At 72.1% G+C, this 15145-nt stretch carries 20 protein-coding genes; 12 read left to right on the top strand and 8 right to left on the bottom strand.

Annotated elements, in window-relative coordinates:
* Positions 1–80 precede the first annotated feature (80 nt).
* Positions 81–497, bottom strand: a complete 417-nt coding sequence (locus tag AB0G11_RS07855) for a VOC family protein (protein WP_219504520.1) — start codon at positions 495–497, stop codon at positions 81–83.
* A gap of 92 nt (positions 498–589) precedes the next feature.
* On the opposite strand from AB0G11_RS07855, the gene AB0G11_RS07850 reads away from it, so the two are divergent.
* Positions 590–1213 (top strand): DUF2306 domain-containing protein, encoded by a 624-nt coding sequence (locus AB0G11_RS07850; RefSeq protein ID WP_357584675.1) that lies wholly within the window; start codon positions 590–592, stop codon positions 1211–1213.
* Here AB0G11_RS07850 and AB0G11_RS07845 read toward each other — a convergent pair.
* Genes AB0G11_RS07845 through AB0G11_RS07835 form a run of 3 tightly spaced genes read right to left on the bottom strand, consistent with a single transcriptional unit; the run spans position 1210 to position 3390 of the window.
* A complete protein-coding gene (locus tag AB0G11_RS07845; protein WP_357584673.1) occupies positions 1210–2385 on the bottom strand; it encodes a CU044_5270 family protein in 1176 nt (391 codons plus the stop codon). The two genes, AB0G11_RS07850 and AB0G11_RS07845, sit on opposite strands and share 4 nt — an antisense overlap.
* The gene (locus tag AB0G11_RS07840; RefSeq protein ID WP_219504523.1) at positions 2378–2944 is read right to left on the bottom strand and encodes an RNA polymerase sigma factor; all 567 of its coding nucleotides are present in this window, start codon (positions 2942–2944) and stop codon (positions 2378–2380) included. Before AB0G11_RS07840 ends, AB0G11_RS07845 begins: the two co-directional genes overlap by 8 nt.
* A 59-nt stretch (positions 2945–3003) precedes the next feature.
* Entirely contained in the window at positions 3004–3390 is a 387-nt protein-coding gene (locus AB0G11_RS07835; protein WP_357584671.1) for a hypothetical protein, read from the bottom strand.
* A gap of 89 nt (positions 3391–3479) precedes the next feature.
* Here AB0G11_RS07835 and AB0G11_RS07830 point away from each other — a divergent pair, with 89 nt between their 5' ends.
* Entirely contained in the window at positions 3480–3830 is a 351-nt protein-coding gene (locus AB0G11_RS07830) for a GNAT family protein (RefSeq protein WP_357584669.1), read from the top strand.
* Here the strand turns inward: AB0G11_RS07830 and AB0G11_RS07825 are convergent.
* Entirely contained in the window at positions 3763–4392 is a 630-nt protein-coding gene (locus AB0G11_RS07825) for a hypothetical protein (protein WP_357584667.1), read from the bottom strand. The genes AB0G11_RS07830 and AB0G11_RS07825 overlap by 68 nt on opposite strands.
* 126 nt (positions 4393–4518) lie before the next feature.
* Here AB0G11_RS07825 and AB0G11_RS07820 point away from each other — a divergent pair, with 126 nt between their 5' ends.
* Positions 4519–5616, top strand: a complete 1098-nt coding sequence (locus tag AB0G11_RS07820; protein ID WP_357584665.1) for an XRE family transcriptional regulator — start codon at positions 4519–4521, stop codon at positions 5614–5616.
* 26 nt (positions 5617–5642) lie between these two features.
* Complete coding sequence (locus tag AB0G11_RS07815; RefSeq protein ID WP_357584663.1) at positions 5643–6158, top strand: hypothetical protein; 516 nt, start codon at positions 5643–5645, stop codon at positions 6156–6158.
* A gap of 7 nt (positions 6159–6165) precedes the next feature.
* Here the strand turns inward: AB0G11_RS07815 and AB0G11_RS07810 are convergent, their stop codons facing one another.
* Positions 6166–7293, bottom strand: coding sequence for a winged helix DNA-binding domain-containing protein (locus AB0G11_RS07810; RefSeq protein ID WP_357584661.1), 1128 nt, complete (start codon positions 7291–7293; stop codon positions 6166–6168).
* Positions 7294–7360: 67 nt separating this feature from the next.
* Positions 7361–8716 (bottom strand): serine hydrolase domain-containing protein, encoded by a 1356-nt coding sequence (locus AB0G11_RS07805; RefSeq protein WP_357584659.1) that lies wholly within the window; start codon positions 8714–8716, stop codon positions 7361–7363.
* 113 nt (positions 8717–8829) lie between these two features.
* Here AB0G11_RS07805 and AB0G11_RS07800 point away from each other — a divergent pair, with 113 nt between their 5' ends.
* Complete coding sequence (locus tag AB0G11_RS07800; RefSeq protein WP_219504542.1) at positions 8830–9354, top strand: helix-turn-helix domain-containing protein; 525 nt, start codon at positions 8830–8832, stop codon at positions 9352–9354.
* A 73-nt stretch (positions 9355–9427) separates the two neighbouring features.
* Here the strand turns inward: AB0G11_RS07800 and AB0G11_RS07795 are convergent, their stop codons facing one another.
* On the bottom strand, positions 9428–9997 hold the full coding sequence (locus AB0G11_RS07795) for a helix-turn-helix domain-containing protein (RefSeq protein WP_219504544.1): 570 nt from the start codon (positions 9995–9997) through the stop codon (positions 9428–9430).
* Positions 9998–10076: 79 nt separating this feature from the next.
* Between AB0G11_RS07795 and AB0G11_RS07790 the strand changes: the two genes are divergently transcribed.
* The 7 genes from AB0G11_RS07790 to AB0G11_RS07760 all read left to right on the top strand — a co-directional run bounded on the left by AB0G11_RS07790 (position 10077) and on the right by AB0G11_RS07760 (position 15118).
* Positions 10077–11480, top strand: a complete 1404-nt coding sequence (locus AB0G11_RS07790) for a prolyl oligopeptidase family serine peptidase (protein WP_357584657.1) — start codon at positions 10077–10079, stop codon at positions 11478–11480.
* Positions 11481–11513: 33 nt separating this feature from the next.
* Entirely contained in the window at positions 11514–11870 is a 357-nt protein-coding gene (locus AB0G11_RS07785) for an MmcQ/YjbR family DNA-binding protein (RefSeq protein WP_219504548.1), read from the top strand.
* Positions 11870–12355, top strand: a complete 486-nt coding sequence (locus AB0G11_RS07780) for a GNAT family protein (protein WP_357584655.1) — start codon at positions 11870–11872, stop codon at positions 12353–12355. Before AB0G11_RS07785 ends, AB0G11_RS07780 begins: the two co-directional genes overlap by 1 nt.
* Before the next feature lie 353 nt (positions 12356–12708).
* Positions 12709–13086 (top strand): hypothetical protein, encoded by a 378-nt coding sequence (locus AB0G11_RS07775; protein ID WP_357584653.1) that lies wholly within the window; start codon positions 12709–12711, stop codon positions 13084–13086.
* A gap of 18 nt (positions 13087–13104) precedes the next feature.
* On the top strand, positions 13105–14013 hold the full coding sequence (locus AB0G11_RS07770; RefSeq protein WP_357584651.1) for an EamA family transporter: 909 nt from the start codon (positions 13105–13107) through the stop codon (positions 14011–14013).
* 100 nt (positions 14014–14113) lie between these two features.
* Positions 14114–14749: a GntR family transcriptional regulator gene (locus AB0G11_RS07765; protein ID WP_357584649.1), complete on the top strand. Its 636-nt coding sequence runs from the start codon at positions 14114–14116 to the stop codon at positions 14747–14749.
* 18 nt (positions 14750–14767) lie between these two features.
* The gene (locus AB0G11_RS07760; protein WP_219504557.1) at positions 14768–15118 is read left to right on the top strand and encodes a hypothetical protein; all 351 of its coding nucleotides are present in this window, start codon (positions 14768–14770) and stop codon (positions 15116–15118) included.
* The last annotated feature ends 27 nt before the right edge of the window (positions 15119–15145 follow it).

Genomic DNA, 15145 nt, shown 5'->3' with positions numbered 1-15145 from the left:
GCTCCCTCGGGATCACGTGAGCGGATGCGAGCGGAGCAATCATGGCGGAGGGGAAGGACAATTTCGCCGGGCAGCAGGAGTCACCTGGGCTCAGAGGGCTCGGTGGTGGCGACCAGTTCGACCTCGAAGCCGTCCTCGTTCTCCAGGTAGGCGGCGTAGTGCTGCCTTCCGCCCGCGTACGGGTGGCGGTCGGCGTACATCAGGGTCCAGCCGTGGGAGGGGGCTCGTTCGACCAGCGCGTCCAGGCGGGGGCGGGGGCCGGCGTGGAAGGCGAGGTGGTTCAGGCCGGGGCGGGAGCGGTCGTGGTGGTCGGCGGTGAGTGCGGGGGACTGCTCCAGGACGATGTACGTGGCTCCCAGGCGCCAGCTCCGGCCGTCGGCCCAGCTCTGGAACGCGACGTAGCCGAGCGATTCCAGCAGCCATTGCCAGCTGGTCCGGGCCCGGTGGAGGTCGGGGACCCAGATTTCGACGTGGTGCAGCATCCCGGTGGTGTCCATGCTTGGTCACTGTCTCATCAGCCGAAAGTATGGTTCGGGGCGGGATCTTATGGCTGAGGTGGTTCGGGGCGCCGGTCGTCACCATCGGAGGCATGAGGGATGCGAAGGCGGCAACGCGTGGCGGGTGGCGGGTTCCGGCCGGGCTGATCGGGCTCGGTGTCGTCCCGCTGGTCGCGGGGGGCATGCGGATGGTCGAGCTGGCCGGGGGGCCGGTGGGCATGCCGGAGAGCGCGGCTTCCGGGATGCCGGTGCCGCTGGTGTCGCACATCCTCTGCGTGACCGCGTACACCGTGCTGGGGGCGTTCCAGTTCGTCCCGAAGTTACGGGGGCGTGGGGGGAACGGCTGGCATCGGCGGGTAGGGCGGGGGCTGGTCGGGTTCGGACTGGTCGCGGCGTTCACGGGGGTGTGGATGGCCGTTCGTCCCGAGGACGGCGGGCTTTTGGTGGGCATCAGGGTCGGGTTCGGGACGGCGATGGCCGTCTGCGTCGTGCTCGGGTTCGCCGCGATCCGGCGGCGGGAGGTCGCCCGGCATCGGGCGTGGATGATCCGGGGGTACGCCATCGGCCTGGGGGCGGGGACCCAGGCATTCACGCAGGCGCTGTGGGTTTCCGCGGTGGGGGTTCCGGGAGAGCAGGCCAAGGCGCTGCTTCTCGGAGCCGGGTGGGTGATCAATGTGGTGGTGGCTGAATGGGTGGTCCGGCGCGGTGCCCGCTAGCCAGGCCGGCCGCTCTCCGGTGGCGTGTCGGTCCATTCCACCTCGTACGTCTCGTACGCGGACACCTCGCCCGGCTGGTGGAAGCGTTCGGGCTGGGTGGCGGCGGTCAGGCGGCGCGGTTTGCCGTCGTCGCCGGGCGGGAGGGCGCGGGAGCCGCGTGGGGGTGTCGCCACGAGGTCGCGCATGGCCAGCAGGGTGCCGCCGGCGGGGTCGATGATCCACTGGCGTCGGTAGGTGCCGAGCTGCTGCGGCGCGGTCGAGGTGCCGAGGGGGATGGTCGTCTCCAGCGGCAGGGAGATCACCACGCCGGTGCGGCCCAGGGGGTCGGGGGCGCGGCCCTCGATCGTGACGCCGGGCAGGGTGGCGAGCATGCGGTACGCGGCGGCGCGGACGGCCGGTGGGGCGGGGGCCTGGGCCAGCAGGGTGCCGGCCACGTCGCTGAGCGCTCGGACGCGGGCCTCGCCGTCGAGGGCGCGAATCGGTTGCCTCTTCACCTTCGGGGCGTAGGGCTCCCAGTTGCCTTCGAGGTCGAGCAGGGCTTCTTTCAGCGGCTCCGGGTCGGTGGGCAGGGCGGCCAGGTCGCGGGGCGTCATGCCGTGGACGCGCGGGTCGCTCATCCGGCGGCAGGCCGGCTCGTGGCCGGACGCCTCGAAGAACAGGGTGCCGCCGCCGGGCTCACGTACCTTCGCGGGCGAGCCCGCCTGCTGCCATCTGCGCCGGTCGCGGGCGGTCCAGGGGCGGGCGGGCAGGTCCCGGAGCGCGGTGCAGGACGCGCCGGTCCGGTCGGTCCACTGGTCGTAGCGCATCCTGGAATCGACCTTGTAGTGGTTCGCCGCGCTCGTGCCGACCGCGTAGATCTTCCCGCTGACGCGGGTGGTGTGCCAGTACGTGCCGGGCGGGTCGGCGCGGACGTTGGCCGCGGCCACCAGCAGGGCGTTCTCCGGGCGGGGCGCGGGCCGGTCGTCCCGCGGCGATTCGTCCCGAGACGATGGCAGGGCGACGGCGACCAGCGTGGCCGCGACCAGGGCGGCAGCCGCCAGCATGCTCATCACGGGCGCCCGGCGGCGGCGCGGCGGGGTGGCGCGCCAGTCGGCGCGCAGGGCGAGCGTCTCCGGGCTCTCCTGCTCGGCCAGGGAGACGCGCATCCGGCGGAGCGCGTTCAGTTCATCCATCGTGGTCCTCCCTCGGGATGGCCTTGCGGAGCTTGGCCCTGGCGCGGTGGATCTTGGCCTTGACGGTGCCGAGGGGCAGGCCGAGGACCGCCGCGATCTCGGCGTACGACAGCTCGCCCCAGGCCAGCAGCAGGATGGCGTTGCGGTCCTGGGCGTTCAGCGTGGCGAGGGCCCTGGCCAGGCGGGGGGCGTGCGCGGCGGCGGCCACGCGGTCGCCGACCAGGTCGGCGATGCCGTCCTCGGCCGGGTCCACGCCCGTGCGGGCGAACGCCTTGTACATGCGGGTCTCCTGCCTGTGGTGCCTGGCGATCGCGTTGGCGGCGATGCCCCACAGCCAGGCGGCGAACTCCGCCCGCCCGTCGAACCGTTCCCGCTGCCGGAACGCCGTGGCGAACGTCTCCGCCACGACGTCGTCGGCGAGCGTGGGCCCGAGGCGGCGCTTGACGTAGGCGTGCAGGCGCGGCGCGTGGCGGCGGAACAGCTCGCCGAACGCTTCGGGGTCGTGCGAGGAGATGGCGACGATCGCCGAGTCGTCGAGCTGCTCCGCGGGTCGGCTCACCACGCCGGCCGTAGCCCCATGATGGATTCCTCTCGTGTCCGAGACGCTGACATATCCCTCTATCCCGATGGCCGCTCCCCGGTTGCGTCCGCCGTTAGGGTGCGCAAGTGATTTCCTTCCGCAGCATCAGCGCCGACGACCCCGCCGCCGGTGATCGCGCCGCCGTGGCCGCCGAGCTGGTCCGGGCCGCGCTGGCCGGGTTCCGGCAGCCGGTGCAGTACGCGATCAAGGTGGCCGGCGACCGGCGTGACGACCCCGCCGTGGCGTGGCGGCGGGCGGCGGCGCACGCCGCCGGCCTCACCAGGGAGGTCGAACGGCTGCAGTTCGAGTGGACGCCCGCCGACGGCGTGCCCGCGACGGCAGGCACGCTGCGGTTCGCCGAGGCGTCCGACGAGGAGTTCCTGGCCGTGTTCGCGCGGATCGCCGAAGGCAGCCTGGACGCGCACACCCGGGTGAGCGTGGCGGCCAACGGCGTCGAGGCGACCGCCCGCGAGGAGATGGACTTCTACCTGGACGCGCCGGGCGAGCGTGCGTGGTGGCGGCTCGCGTACACACCGGAAGGCGAGGTCGCGGGCTGGCCATCCCGTCGGCGACGCCGTACCACCGGAACGTCGGCTACCTCGGCGTGGTCCCCGAGCTGCGGGGGCGCGGCTACGTGGACGAGGTGCTGGCCGAGATCACCCGCTTCCACGCGGCGAACGGGGAGCCGCGCGTCACCGCCACCACCGACGTGGGCAACGCGCCGATGGCCGCCGCGTTCCGGCGCGCCGGATACCGCAACACGGAGATCCGCATCAACCTGTCCAACGACCTGTCGGTCAGCACACCTTGGGCAGCGAGCACACCTTGGCCGCCATGCGGGAGGCCGACGCGCGCAGCTTCTTGACCGCGCCCTTCCGCGAGTGGCCGAGGGTGTCCAGGTCGCCGGTGTAGAGGATCAGCGCCCGGCCCTTGCGCGCCGCGATGCCCGACAGCAGGGGCGCCCACTCCCTGTTCAGCTTGTCGTACATCATCAGCCGGATCACCGCCGCCTCGTCGCCCACCCGCGTGCGCGCCACCTCCCAGCGCGTCCTCCCGTCGCCGGACCACGAGTACGGCTTGCCGTCCGGCTTCGTGCGGCAGCGGCGGGCGTCGGCGAGCAGGCCGCGCATGGCGCTCCTGGCGGCGGCCTCGCTCCGGTGGATCACGAGCTGCTCGGCGGAGTGCGAGGGCGCGCTGGTGTCGTGCGTGATCGTACGCGCCGCCGCCCGGCCCGCCGCCGGGACGCGCTTGCGGCCGCACGGGTTCAGGGTGAGGGGCGCGGTCTTCCTGTCGCTGATCTTCCACCACACCTCCGACTTCTCCATTTCGGACAGCGGGGTACGGGCTTCCTTCTCGGTCAGCAGGAAGTTCTCGGGCACCTGGACAGGCGACAGGGCCAGCGTGGCGGCGAGCAACGTGATCAACATGCGAGGTTGGATGCCCCGAATGCCGCACTTGTTCGCCGTCAGCAGGGAGCTTCATTCGAGGTAACGATTGCCGAAAAGAATCGGGGATGCCTCGTTCCTCGGATCGGCGTGTGCGAATATCGCACTATGAAGGAGCCCGGGGAGTGGACCGATATTGGCGAGCGTGTCCGGGAATGCCGTGTAGCAGCGGACATGTCTCAAGAGCAGCTCGCGTCGGCCCTGAAGCTCGATCGCACGATGATTGCCAAGATCGAGCGTGGAGTTCGTCGTGTCGACGCGCTTGAGCTGTCCCGCCTGTCCACGGTGCTCAGGGTTCCGCTGAACTACTTCCTCGCTCCGCCGCCACGGGTCGTGTCCCGCCGGACCGAGTTGGCTGAAGACACGGCGACCGACGCGGCCCGGCAGTCCTTTGGCATGGAAATCGCACTCTCCACCTGGCTCGGCGACATTCGCCAGCTTGTGGAACTCGGTGAATATGCGCCGCCACGCGGCGAAAAGTACCCGGAGGCGATCGAGGATGTCCGCAGTGCTCGCCGTGCGGCTCACTGGGTGAGGGCTCGGCTCGCCCTCGAAACAGGACCCATCAATTCCCTCATGAGCGTTTGCGAACGGCTGGGGCAACTGGTCGCCGTGGTGGAGGCGCCAGGCGATGGCGCCTCCCTCATTGACGGCGATCTCGCCGTGGCGGTCGTCAGCAAGGCGGGCGAACCGGGCCGCCGGAGGTCGACAGCGGCTCACGAGCTCGGCCACATGATCATCGGGGACGAGTACTCCTCGGACATGGGCATCCATGCCTCAAGGGACGAACGCGAGGCGATCATCGACGCCTTCTCCGCAGAGCTTCTGTTGCCGGTGGAGGCCTTCGGTACGGTCACCCGGAGCGACGGGCGGGCGACGCGGGAGGACCTGGTGGTTCTCGCCGCACGCTTCAGGACCTCATGGTCGCTGACCGTACGGCAAGCCGTCGAAGCGCAAGCCATCGACAGGGGCGCGGCGAAGGAGATGCGCCGCCGGAATCCGACGCGTGCGGAGCTGATGGAGGCGGTCGGATGGACTCCGCAACCTGACCTGGAGACCGTACGAGTTCCGCCCGGCTACGCTCACGCGGTGGTGGAGTCCTACAAGAAGTCGCTCATCACTGCCCACCGTGCGGTCGAGTTGATGCGAGGTCAGATCGTGGCAGCCGACCTGCCGCTACGTGACGATGCGGATCCCGAGCTTTGAGCAGCGTGGAGCCGGACCCTGTCCTGGTGCTCGACGCGACGTGTCTCAGCCACTTCTCGCGCGCCGAGCGACTTGACGTCCTACGTGATCTGCTGTCCGGGGCCACGTGTCTCACGACGCACGTGGTGCGGGAAGAAATACGGGCGGGCTGCGGGGCGCACCCGCTCCTGCAAGCCGTGCTCGACGCCGACTGGCTCGGTCTGGCGAGACTTGACGAACTGGACGAGATCAAGTGCTTCGTCAAGTGGGTGCAGCGTATCGGTTCCGAGCAGCGGAACCTGGGAGAGGCCAGCGTGTTCTCCGCCGCCGAACTGCATCACGGGATCGCCATCACCGACGACCGTGAGGCGATGGCGGTAGGGAGAGCACACGGACTGGAAGTGCATGGCTCCCTTTGGATTCTGGCTCGGGCGTGCCGTGATGGGAAGCTCAACGACGTGGGCGCCGGCAACATCGTGGACGCTCTGACGGCGACCGGGATGCGCCTGCCGTGTTCCGGCTCCACGTTTCCGTCCTACATGCACCACAACATGGGCTCCTGAAGGTCTCCTATCCGAGGATGCGGACCTGGGAGGCGGGGAGGGGTTTGGTCCACCAGTGGGCGTAGCGGCGGTAGGTGGCCGGGTCGCGGGCCGCCAGCAAGGTCGCCAGGGCGGCGGCCTCGGTGGCGAGGGAATGCCAGGTCTCCTCGTCCAGCGGGTGGAAGGCCGTGGCCTCGATGCCGTCGTCGACCGGGCGCCAGACGCCGGCGACGTGGCCGTCCACCAGGAGGGTGGGCAGGACGTCGCCGTTGCGGCGGGTGACCAGGGGGCGGTAGGCGGGCGGGATGACGCGGCTGCGGTCGGCGTAGGCGAGCAGGATGCTGTCCCACATGGGGAGCAGGCGCGGCGGGGCGGGGGTGTCGGCGGCGGGCAGGGAGGCGCCGGCCAGGTCGTACAGCGTGACACCGCCGGGGCCGTCGAGCTCGACGACCTGGCCGGTGAGTGACTGGAGGACGCGGCGGACGACCGGGCGGCCGAGCAGGGTGAACTGGGCGAGGTCGGGCGCCGTGGCGGGGCCGAACGCCTCCAGGTAGCGCAGGGCCAGGTGGCGGAGGGAGTCGTCCTCCGGGGCCGGGGCCGGGGGCGTGGTCGAGGCGACGAAGGCGCGGCCGGCGAACGACCAGGGGCCGCCGGTGGGGGCGTGGCGCAGGGGCGCGAACGTGCGCAGCGCCCACCACATGCGGCGGCCGTGCTCGCCGAGACGGGACTCCAGGAGGGCTTCGATCTCGGCGGCGGTGCGCGGGACGGCAGTGAAGGCGGCGAGGTGGGGAAGCAGGGCGTCGGCGTCGTCGGCGGTCAGGCCGGTCGAGGTGAAGCGGCGGTCGTACAGCCGGACGGCGCGCAGGTTGGTCCGCATCGCGCCGTGGAAGGCCGGGTAGTCGGCGGCGTGCACGGCGTGCAGGGTGATGCGCATCAGCGTCGCCTTGACGACGGTCCCGGTGGCGAAGGCGGCGTCGAGGTCGGCCGGGTCGAAGCCGGCCAGCCGGTTCCACAGGGCCAGGTAGGGCGAGGCCGCTTCCTGGGCCTGCAGGGCGGCGATGCGGCGGATGCCGTCGCTGACGCCGAGCGGGGCGCGGCGCAGGAGCAGTTGCCGGTCGAGGGTGGCCCGGTTGAGCTGCCGGGCGGTGAGCGGCATGCCGGTGAACCTGTCCTTTCATGAAATGTCGGGAAAGGGTACCGGCTGCTCGCGCTGTCCGAGGCGGTCAGGCCGTGCGGGGGAGCGCCCGGCTGTTGTGCAGGATGCGGAAGCGCCCGTCGGCGCCGGGGTCCAGGAAGGCGACGCCGCGGTGCAGGCCGCCGTCCGGCTCGGTCTCGACGAAGTGCGTGTCGTCGAGCGCCACCAGCGTGGTGACCGGGTTGGTGACCACGGCCTCGGCGATGGCGCCGTGCGGGACGATCGTCATGGTGAGCGACGGGCCGCCCTCGTGGCTGATGCGGATCGTGGCCAGGCCCATGTCGTACGCGCCCACGTACCGGCCGGGGTCGAAGGGGACCGGGACGGCGGGCGGCGTCACGGCGGCGGGCGGGCGGACGCCGGTGAGCTCGGCCAGCAGCGGGAGCAGCAGCTCGTCGTGGAGTGCGGCGGGCGCGCCGCCGTTGGTCAGCAGCACCACGGCGGTGCCGGTGTCGGGGACCATGCGCAGGAACGCCGTCTGGCCGATGGTGGCGCCGTGGTGGCCGATCACCGCGCGGCCGTCCCACGCGTACAGCTCCATGCCGAGCCCGTACGAGGCCGGGAACCCCGACAGCGGCGGCGGGGACGACTGGTGGGTGCGGATCGCCTCGGCGGAGGCCGGGGAGAGCAGGCGGGAGCCGTCGCGGGCGAGGCCGAGCGTGAGGTGCAGGCGCGCGAACTCCAGCAGGTCGGCGGCGGACATGCAGAGCCCGCCTGCCGGGTCGAGCGCCCGGGGGAGCGACCACACGGGCGCGGGCTGGACCGTGCCGCCCGCCTCGACGTGCCCGACGGCGGCCCGGTGGAGGAGCGCCTGTTCGGGCAGGGTGACCGTGGCCGTCAGGCCGAGGGGCGCGATGAGCCGCCGGTGCACGGCCTGGCTCCAGCTCTGGCCGGTCAGCACCTCGATCAGGCGGCCGAGGACGACGAACCCGGCGTTGTTGTACGAGAACAGGGTGCCGGGGCGGACGATCTGGGCGGCACGGGAGAGGTTGGCGACGAGACGGGTGATGGCGTCGTCGCCGCGGCCGTAGTCGTCGAGGTCCTCGCCGGAGAAGCCGGCGGTGTGGGCCAGCAGGTGGCGCGCGGTGATGGCGGCGGCCGCGTCCTCGTCGGGCAGCGTGAAGCCGGGCAGCCGGTCGCGGATCGGGCGGTCGAGGTCGAGCAGGCCGTCGTCCACGAGTTGCATGACCAGCGTGGCCATCCACGTCTTGGTGATCGAGCCGACCTGGAACAGGGAGCCGGTGGTGGCCGGGACGCCGGTGCGCAGGTTGAGGGTGCCGGTGGCGGCTTCGGTGACGGCGTCGTCGTGCAGGACGGCGATCACGGCTCCGGGGACGCGGTGGCGTTCGGCGAGCGTGGTGAGGCGTTCTTGCAGATCGGGCATGGCGGGGGTCCTTCCGGGGACGATTGACTTCATTTTTGAGACTATAGCCACAAATGAAATCAATAGCCACGGCCGCGCTACGATTCCGGGGTCGGGAGATCGGGAGGACGTCAGTGAGCGATGTAGGTGTGCTGCACCCCGTACGGGTCCGGGTGGTGCAGATCCTGGCGCTCGGCCCCCACACCGGCACGCAGCTCCGCCAGGCGCTGCCCGAGGTGCCCTACAGCAGCCTCTACCGGCACATCCGGTGGCTCACCGACGCGGGCGTCGTCCACGTCACCGGCGAACGCAAGGTGCGCGGCGCGGTCGAGCACACCTACGAGCTGGACGAGAGCGCGGTCCAGGGCGCGCTGCCCGATCCGGGGGAGCTGACCCCGGCCGACCATGACCGGGCGGTGACCGCGTTCGTGACCGGGCTGATGGCGCAGGCGCACGCCTACCTGGGCAATCCACCCGACGATCCGGTCGCCGACGGGCTCACGTACACGCTGGTGCACCTGTGGGCCGACCCCGGCGACGTGGCGCGCATCCACGCGGGGCTGCGCGAGCTGATCGGCCCGCTGCTGGAGAAGGAGCCGGCCGAGGGGCGGCGGCAGATCACGCTCGGCGTCGTGACGATCCCGCAGCCGCGCCCCTGATCAGCGGTCGAACATCAGGGCGACGACGAGGGCCCCCATATGGGGCCGGTGATCCGCTCCGTCGTGGTCGTGGTCAGTCCTCGTCGGCGGGGAGGGCGAACAGGCGGACGTGGATGGGCCGGGCGCCGGGCGGGGCGTCCTCGGGCCGGTGGTTGTACTTCAGCAGCAGCGCGATGTAGGCGTCGAAGAACTCGGCGAACTCCTCCTTGGTCATGCGTCCCATGCCGCGCGACGCCTTGGCCCAGTCGGGGTCGCGGTAATAGGCGGCCGGGAAGCGCTCCAGCAGCTCGCGGTCCTCCTCCAGGCCCATGCGCTGGAACTCCGCCAGCACCGGCCGGTCCTCGGGCGCGAGCTGGTCGGCCGTCGGCAGGCGCAGGTCGCGGGGGCTGTCGGACTTGCGCCACCAGCGCTCTCTGCCGGCGGAGCGCTCGGGGATCTCCTCGATGAGGCCGTGCTTCTCCAGTTGGCGCAGGTGATAGCTGGTGGTGCCGGTCTTGGCGCCGAGCAGCTCGCCGAGGGTGGTGGAGGTGGCGGGGCCGTGGATGCCGAGGTGGCGCAGCATCAGCCGGCGCATGGGATGCGCGAGGGCCTTGAGCCTCTCCGGGTCGAGCAGGGAAGGCTCTTCGGGCTCCTCATCCTTCATGACGATCAGTCTAGTCCTTGCGAGTGAGATTTGCAGAGAATTCTCTGCCGAGAAGTCTCTGCAGATTATATTCGGCGATATGAGACGACTTTTCGCCGCATTGGCGGTCGTGCTGGCGCTGGTCGCCACACCCGCGGCGGCCATCGCCGACGAGCCGGAGCCGGCCGTCCCGTCCGACCTGGCCGCCACGGAGGTGAGCTTCCGCGGCAGCGGCGGGCTCACCCTGCACGGCACCGTCCTGTCCCCCCGCACCCCCGGCGAGCGCCCCGGGATGGTCCTCGTGCACGGAGCCGGTACGGGCACGCCCAGGACCAAGCTGATGGGCGAGGCCGTCGAGTTCGCCCGCCGCGGCATGGCCGTGCTGATCTACGACAAGCGCTCCGAGGGCTACTCGCTCTTCGAGCGCTCCTACGAGCAACTGGCCGAGGACGCGCTCGGCGCCGTCGCCACTCTCGGCGAGCAGGACGGGGTCGGCAAGGTCGGCATCTGGGGCCTGAGCGAGGGCGGCTGGGTCGCCCCGATCGCGGCGTCGCGGTCGCCGGAGATCGCGTTCGTGGTGCTCGTCGGCGCGAACTCCCTGCAGCCGCTGCGCCAGCAGACCTGGGCCGTGGCCGCCGGGCTGCGCAAGGCCGGGGTGTCCGGGTCGCTGGTGGACCGGGCCGAGCACAACCTGTATCGGGCCATCGCCGACGGCGGCCTGTTTCCCGAGCCGTACCACGACGCCGAGGCGGTCCTCGCGGCGGTGCGCCAGCCGGTGCTGTCGATATGGGGCACGAACGACCTGCTGACGCCGCCGCAGGAGAGCCCGCCCGTGATGGCCGCCGCCCTGGAGAAGGGCGGCAACCGGCAGTACGCGTTCCGCTTCGTCGCCGACGCCGACCACGCCGCGCACCGGACCCCCGACGGCGGCGTGACGCGGCTGCCCGAGCTCGCCCCAGGCTACGCCGACGCGGTCGGCGCCTGGGTCGAGCAGGTCGTCGCCGGCAAGGCGCCCACGGCCGACGTGTCAGGCCCCGAGCCGCAGCAGGCGTCACGCACCCGGCCCGTCGAGCCGCCTGCCTGGTGGGAGTCGGCCCCGGTGCAGACGGCCGCGCTGGTGCTGTTCGTCGTGGCGTTCCTCGCCTACCCGGTGGTCGCGCTGGTCAGGCGGCTGCGCGGGGCGTCGCGGGTCCCCGCCAGCCGGGCCGCGCGCCTGGTCAGCGCGGGCGGGCTGGTGGCGGTGCTGGGCGGGTTCGGCTACCTGTTCAGCGTGGTCATGAGCGGAGGGAAGCTTGCCTCACCCGGTCCCCTGCTGGCGGGGCGGCCGGTGATCTGGCTGGCGCTCCAGGTGCTGGCGGTGGCGGTCGTCGCGGCCACCGTGCTCGCCGCGCTCGCCTGGCGGCGGACGCCGGCCGGAGGGGAGAAGGTCCGGCTCGGCGTGCTGCTGGCCGGCGGCCTGGTCTTCGTCCCGTGGGCCTTCTACTGGGGGCTGCTGATCCCTTAGGAACTGTCGGCGGCGTTTGCTACACAGGAGCACATGGGTGTGACCGTCGATGAATTCCTCACCATGCTGGACAGCCTGCCGGAGGTGCGCACGAGCGACGGCGGGAGCTGGGTCGCGCTCAAGGTGCGTGACAAGGGCTTCGGCTACCTGTGGGAGGAGACCGAGACCGTCGGGCTCAAGTCCACCATCGAGGAGCAGCTCGCGCTCGTGGCCGAGCGGCCCGAGGTGTTCGAGATCCAGTTCACCGCCGGGCGGTTCGGGTGGGTCGTCGTCCACCTCGACAGGATCGAGATGGACGAGCTGTTCGAGCTGACCGCCGAGGCGTGGTGCCTGACCGCGCCCAAGCACCTCGTCACCGCTTTCGAGGAGGCCCATAAAATCGGTCAGTAATGGGACAGATAGGGCTGAGAGAGTGGCGTGAGGACGACGCTCCGGCGGTGCTGCGTGCCTTCCGGTCGCCGGACATGGCCACTCAGGCGTCCTGGCCGGTCGTCACGCTCCAGGACGCGGTCGGCTGGATCGCCTCCTGGAGCGGCGTGGGCCACGCGTTCGCCGTCACGCTCGGTGGGCGGGTCGTCGGCAACGTGGCGGTGACGGGGATCGACAGGCACGACAACGGCTGGGTGTCCTACTGGACGGTGCCCGAGGTGCGGGGGCGCGGCGTCGCCTCGGCGGCCACCGCCGAGCTGGCCCGATGGGCGTTCGGGGAGCGCGGGCTGTTCCGGCTGGAGCTGGGGCACCGCACCGACAACCCGGCCTCGTGCCGGGTGGCCACCAAGGCGGGCTTCCGCCCGGAGGGCGTCGAGCGCGGGAAGCTCCACTACGACGGGATCCGCTACGACGTCGAACGCCACGCCCGCCTCGCCACCGACTGACATCACCTCCGGAACACGCCGCCTTCCGGTGCGGGCGCCTCGCCGCTGAGTGGCGGCGCCTCCCGGATGCGGCGTCCTCCACCGACCGGCGGGCGCCTTCCGGATGCGCCCGCCCCGCCCCGGGGTGGCGGGACGGAGGGACACGGGGGCGGGGGGATCTGGGGAGGCTGGGGGATTCGGGGGTCCCGGGCTTCCCGGGGATCGGAGCTGAGGTGCTCCAGGGCTCGGGGATCCGGGGCGCTGAGGGGATCGCCGGGGGCGGGGTAGTTGGCGGGATCTGTGGGATCTCTGGGATCCGGCGGGTAAATGGGATCGCCTGGTTATTTGGGGGCGGGGTGATCTACGCTTTTGTGGTGGACAGCGACAGCCTGGCCGCGGCCGCGCTCCTGGCGGGCCTGAGCCGGGCCTCGGGAATCCTCGCCGAGTTACATCACCCGTTCGTGCGCAGCGCGCCGTTCGCCGCCTTCCTCCCGCCCGCCGGGGCCCGTACCGGCGTCATGTTCACCCTGCCCGACGGCCGTGAGGTCACCGTCGCGGTCTCCGTCGCCGCATCGGGCGGCGTGCTGCAGGTCGACGGCGCGGTCACTCTCGACGGCGAGCCGCTGCTCGATCTTCCCCGCCGGACCGCCGTGGAGCTGGGCGACGCCCTGGCGGTCCTGGACGAGTACGTGGCGGACGTGGCGCAGCCCACAGGCCGGCTGCTGGACCAGCTACTGGACGAAATTGTCTAGTTGTCAGACAATGTCTGTATGAGGAACGGACCGCTCGCCGTCGTGGCCGCCGCCGTGCTGTGGGGCACGGCCGGCACCGCGGGCATGCTCGTCTCGGACGACTCCGTCGCGCTGGCCGCCGCCCGGCTCGTCATCGGCGGCGCGGCGCTGGCCCTGCTCGCCCGGGGCGGGCTGCGGCAGGCGGTGCGCCCCGGTCTGCTGCTGGCCGCCGTGGCCGTCGCCGCGTACCAGCTCTGCTTCTACGCCGCCGTCGCCCGCACCGGCGTGGCCATCGGCACGGTGGTGGCGATCGGCAGCGGGCCGGTGTTCACCGGGCTGCTGTCCTGGCTGATGCACCGGCAGCGGCCGAGCGCCCGGTGGGCGGCGGCGACGGCGGCGGCGGTGGCCGGGTGCGCGGCGCTGATCGCGGGCGGCGGCGCGCAGGCCGGTGGCCAGGTGGTGTCCGGTGTGCTGTTCGCGCTGCTGGGCGGCCTGCTCTACGCCTTCTACGCGGTCAGCGCGGCCCGCGCCATCAGCGGCGGCAGCTCGTCGAACGCGGTGATGGGCGTGCTGTTCGGCGGCGCGGCGGTCATCATGCTGCCGGTCCTGATCTGGCGGGGCTCCGGCCTGCTCGGGCCGGGCTCCTCCTGGCCGGTCGAGCCGATCGTCCTGCTCGCCGTCCTCTACCTGGGCCTGGGCACCACCGCGCTGTCCTACTTCCTGTACGGGCGCGGGCTGCGGACCACTCCGGTGGCCACGGCCGCCACGCTGGCGCTGGCCGAGCCGGCTGTCGCGGCGCTGCTGGGCCTGGTGGTGCTCGGTGAGCGGCTGGCCCCGGTCTCGATCGGCGGGCTGGTGCTGCTGGGGGTCAGCCTGGTGGCCGTGGCGCTGCCCGAGAGGCCGGCCCGGGTGGACGTACGGGAGAAAACGCCCGCCGGGGCGCGTTAGAGTCGCACGCGTGACGCCGCCCACCCAGCCGCCGACCCAGCCCGGCCATCCAGTCCGGCCAACCCAGCCGGTCCAGTCGACCCAGTCGCCGATCCGGCCTGTGTCCGCTGTCGGCGCGCTGGCTGACGCGCTGCGCCGCCGGGTGCTCTCCGGCGAGATCGAGCCGGGCACGCCGCTGCCCGAGCAGGAGATCGCCGCGGCCTACGGCGTGGCCAGGCCGACGGTGCGCGAAGCGCTGGCCGTGCTGGTGCACGAGGGGCTGCTCAGGCGCGAGCGCAACCGCAGCGCGCATGTCGCCGAGGTGACGCTTTCGGACCTGGACGACCTGATGTTCGTGCGCAGGCCGCTGGAGGACCTGATGGCCACGGCCGTGGCCGGGCGGCGGGTGCCGGAGGCCGACGCGGCGCTGGCGCGGATGGCGGCGCTGCCCGCCGACGCGCCCTGGTCGGATTCGGTCGCCGAGCACATGGCGCTGCACGAGGCCCTGATCGAGGCGGTCGGCAGCCCTCGGCTGGAGCGGCTCTACGGGGCGCTGGCGGCCGAGACCCAGCTCGGGCTGGTGCGGCTGCGGCAGGTCTACGAGGAGCGTGACGTGCTCGTGCGTGAGCATCGCGAACTGCTCGACGCCATCGCCGAAGGGCCCGCCGAGGCGGCCAGGGCGGCAGTGGCGGCGCATCTCAGCCATTCGTGGGGTCACTCCCAAAGCAGCGCGAACCCTTGCGGGACTGCCCCGTAACTCGCAAGAATCGCGGCCATGCACGGCGAACCAGTGCCGGACTCCTATGTGTATGTCACGGAGGAGGGCGTCACCCGTCACTACGCGGACGGGAGCGTCGAGGCCCTCGCATGGGAGGACGTCGTGGAGGTCCGTGTGGCCACCGAGCCGGAGGCCGACGTCCTCTACATCTTGCTCGATCGGGAGGGCGAAGGGTGCGTGGTGCCGCGTTCGGCAACCGACGCCACTTTTCTGGCGCGCCTCCGCTATCTTCCTGATTTCGACCTCGACAGGTTGACCACGGCGTCGGATTCGGCGCATGACGGCGTTGTGGTCGTGTGGCGGAGCCCCGATCCGCCGTCCGCATTGCCCGATCTTGAGTATGACTAGCCTGTCACCTGCCGAAATACCGGCATA

The sequence above is a fragment of the Nonomuraea sp. NPDC023979 genome (genome assembly GCF_040639085.1).
Lineage (GTDB): Bacteria > Actinomycetota > Actinomycetes > Streptosporangiales > Streptosporangiaceae > Nonomuraea > Nonomuraea ceibae.
The sequence above is the reverse complement of the archived record's forward strand: the minus strand, read 5'-3'. Positions and strand labels throughout refer to the sequence as shown.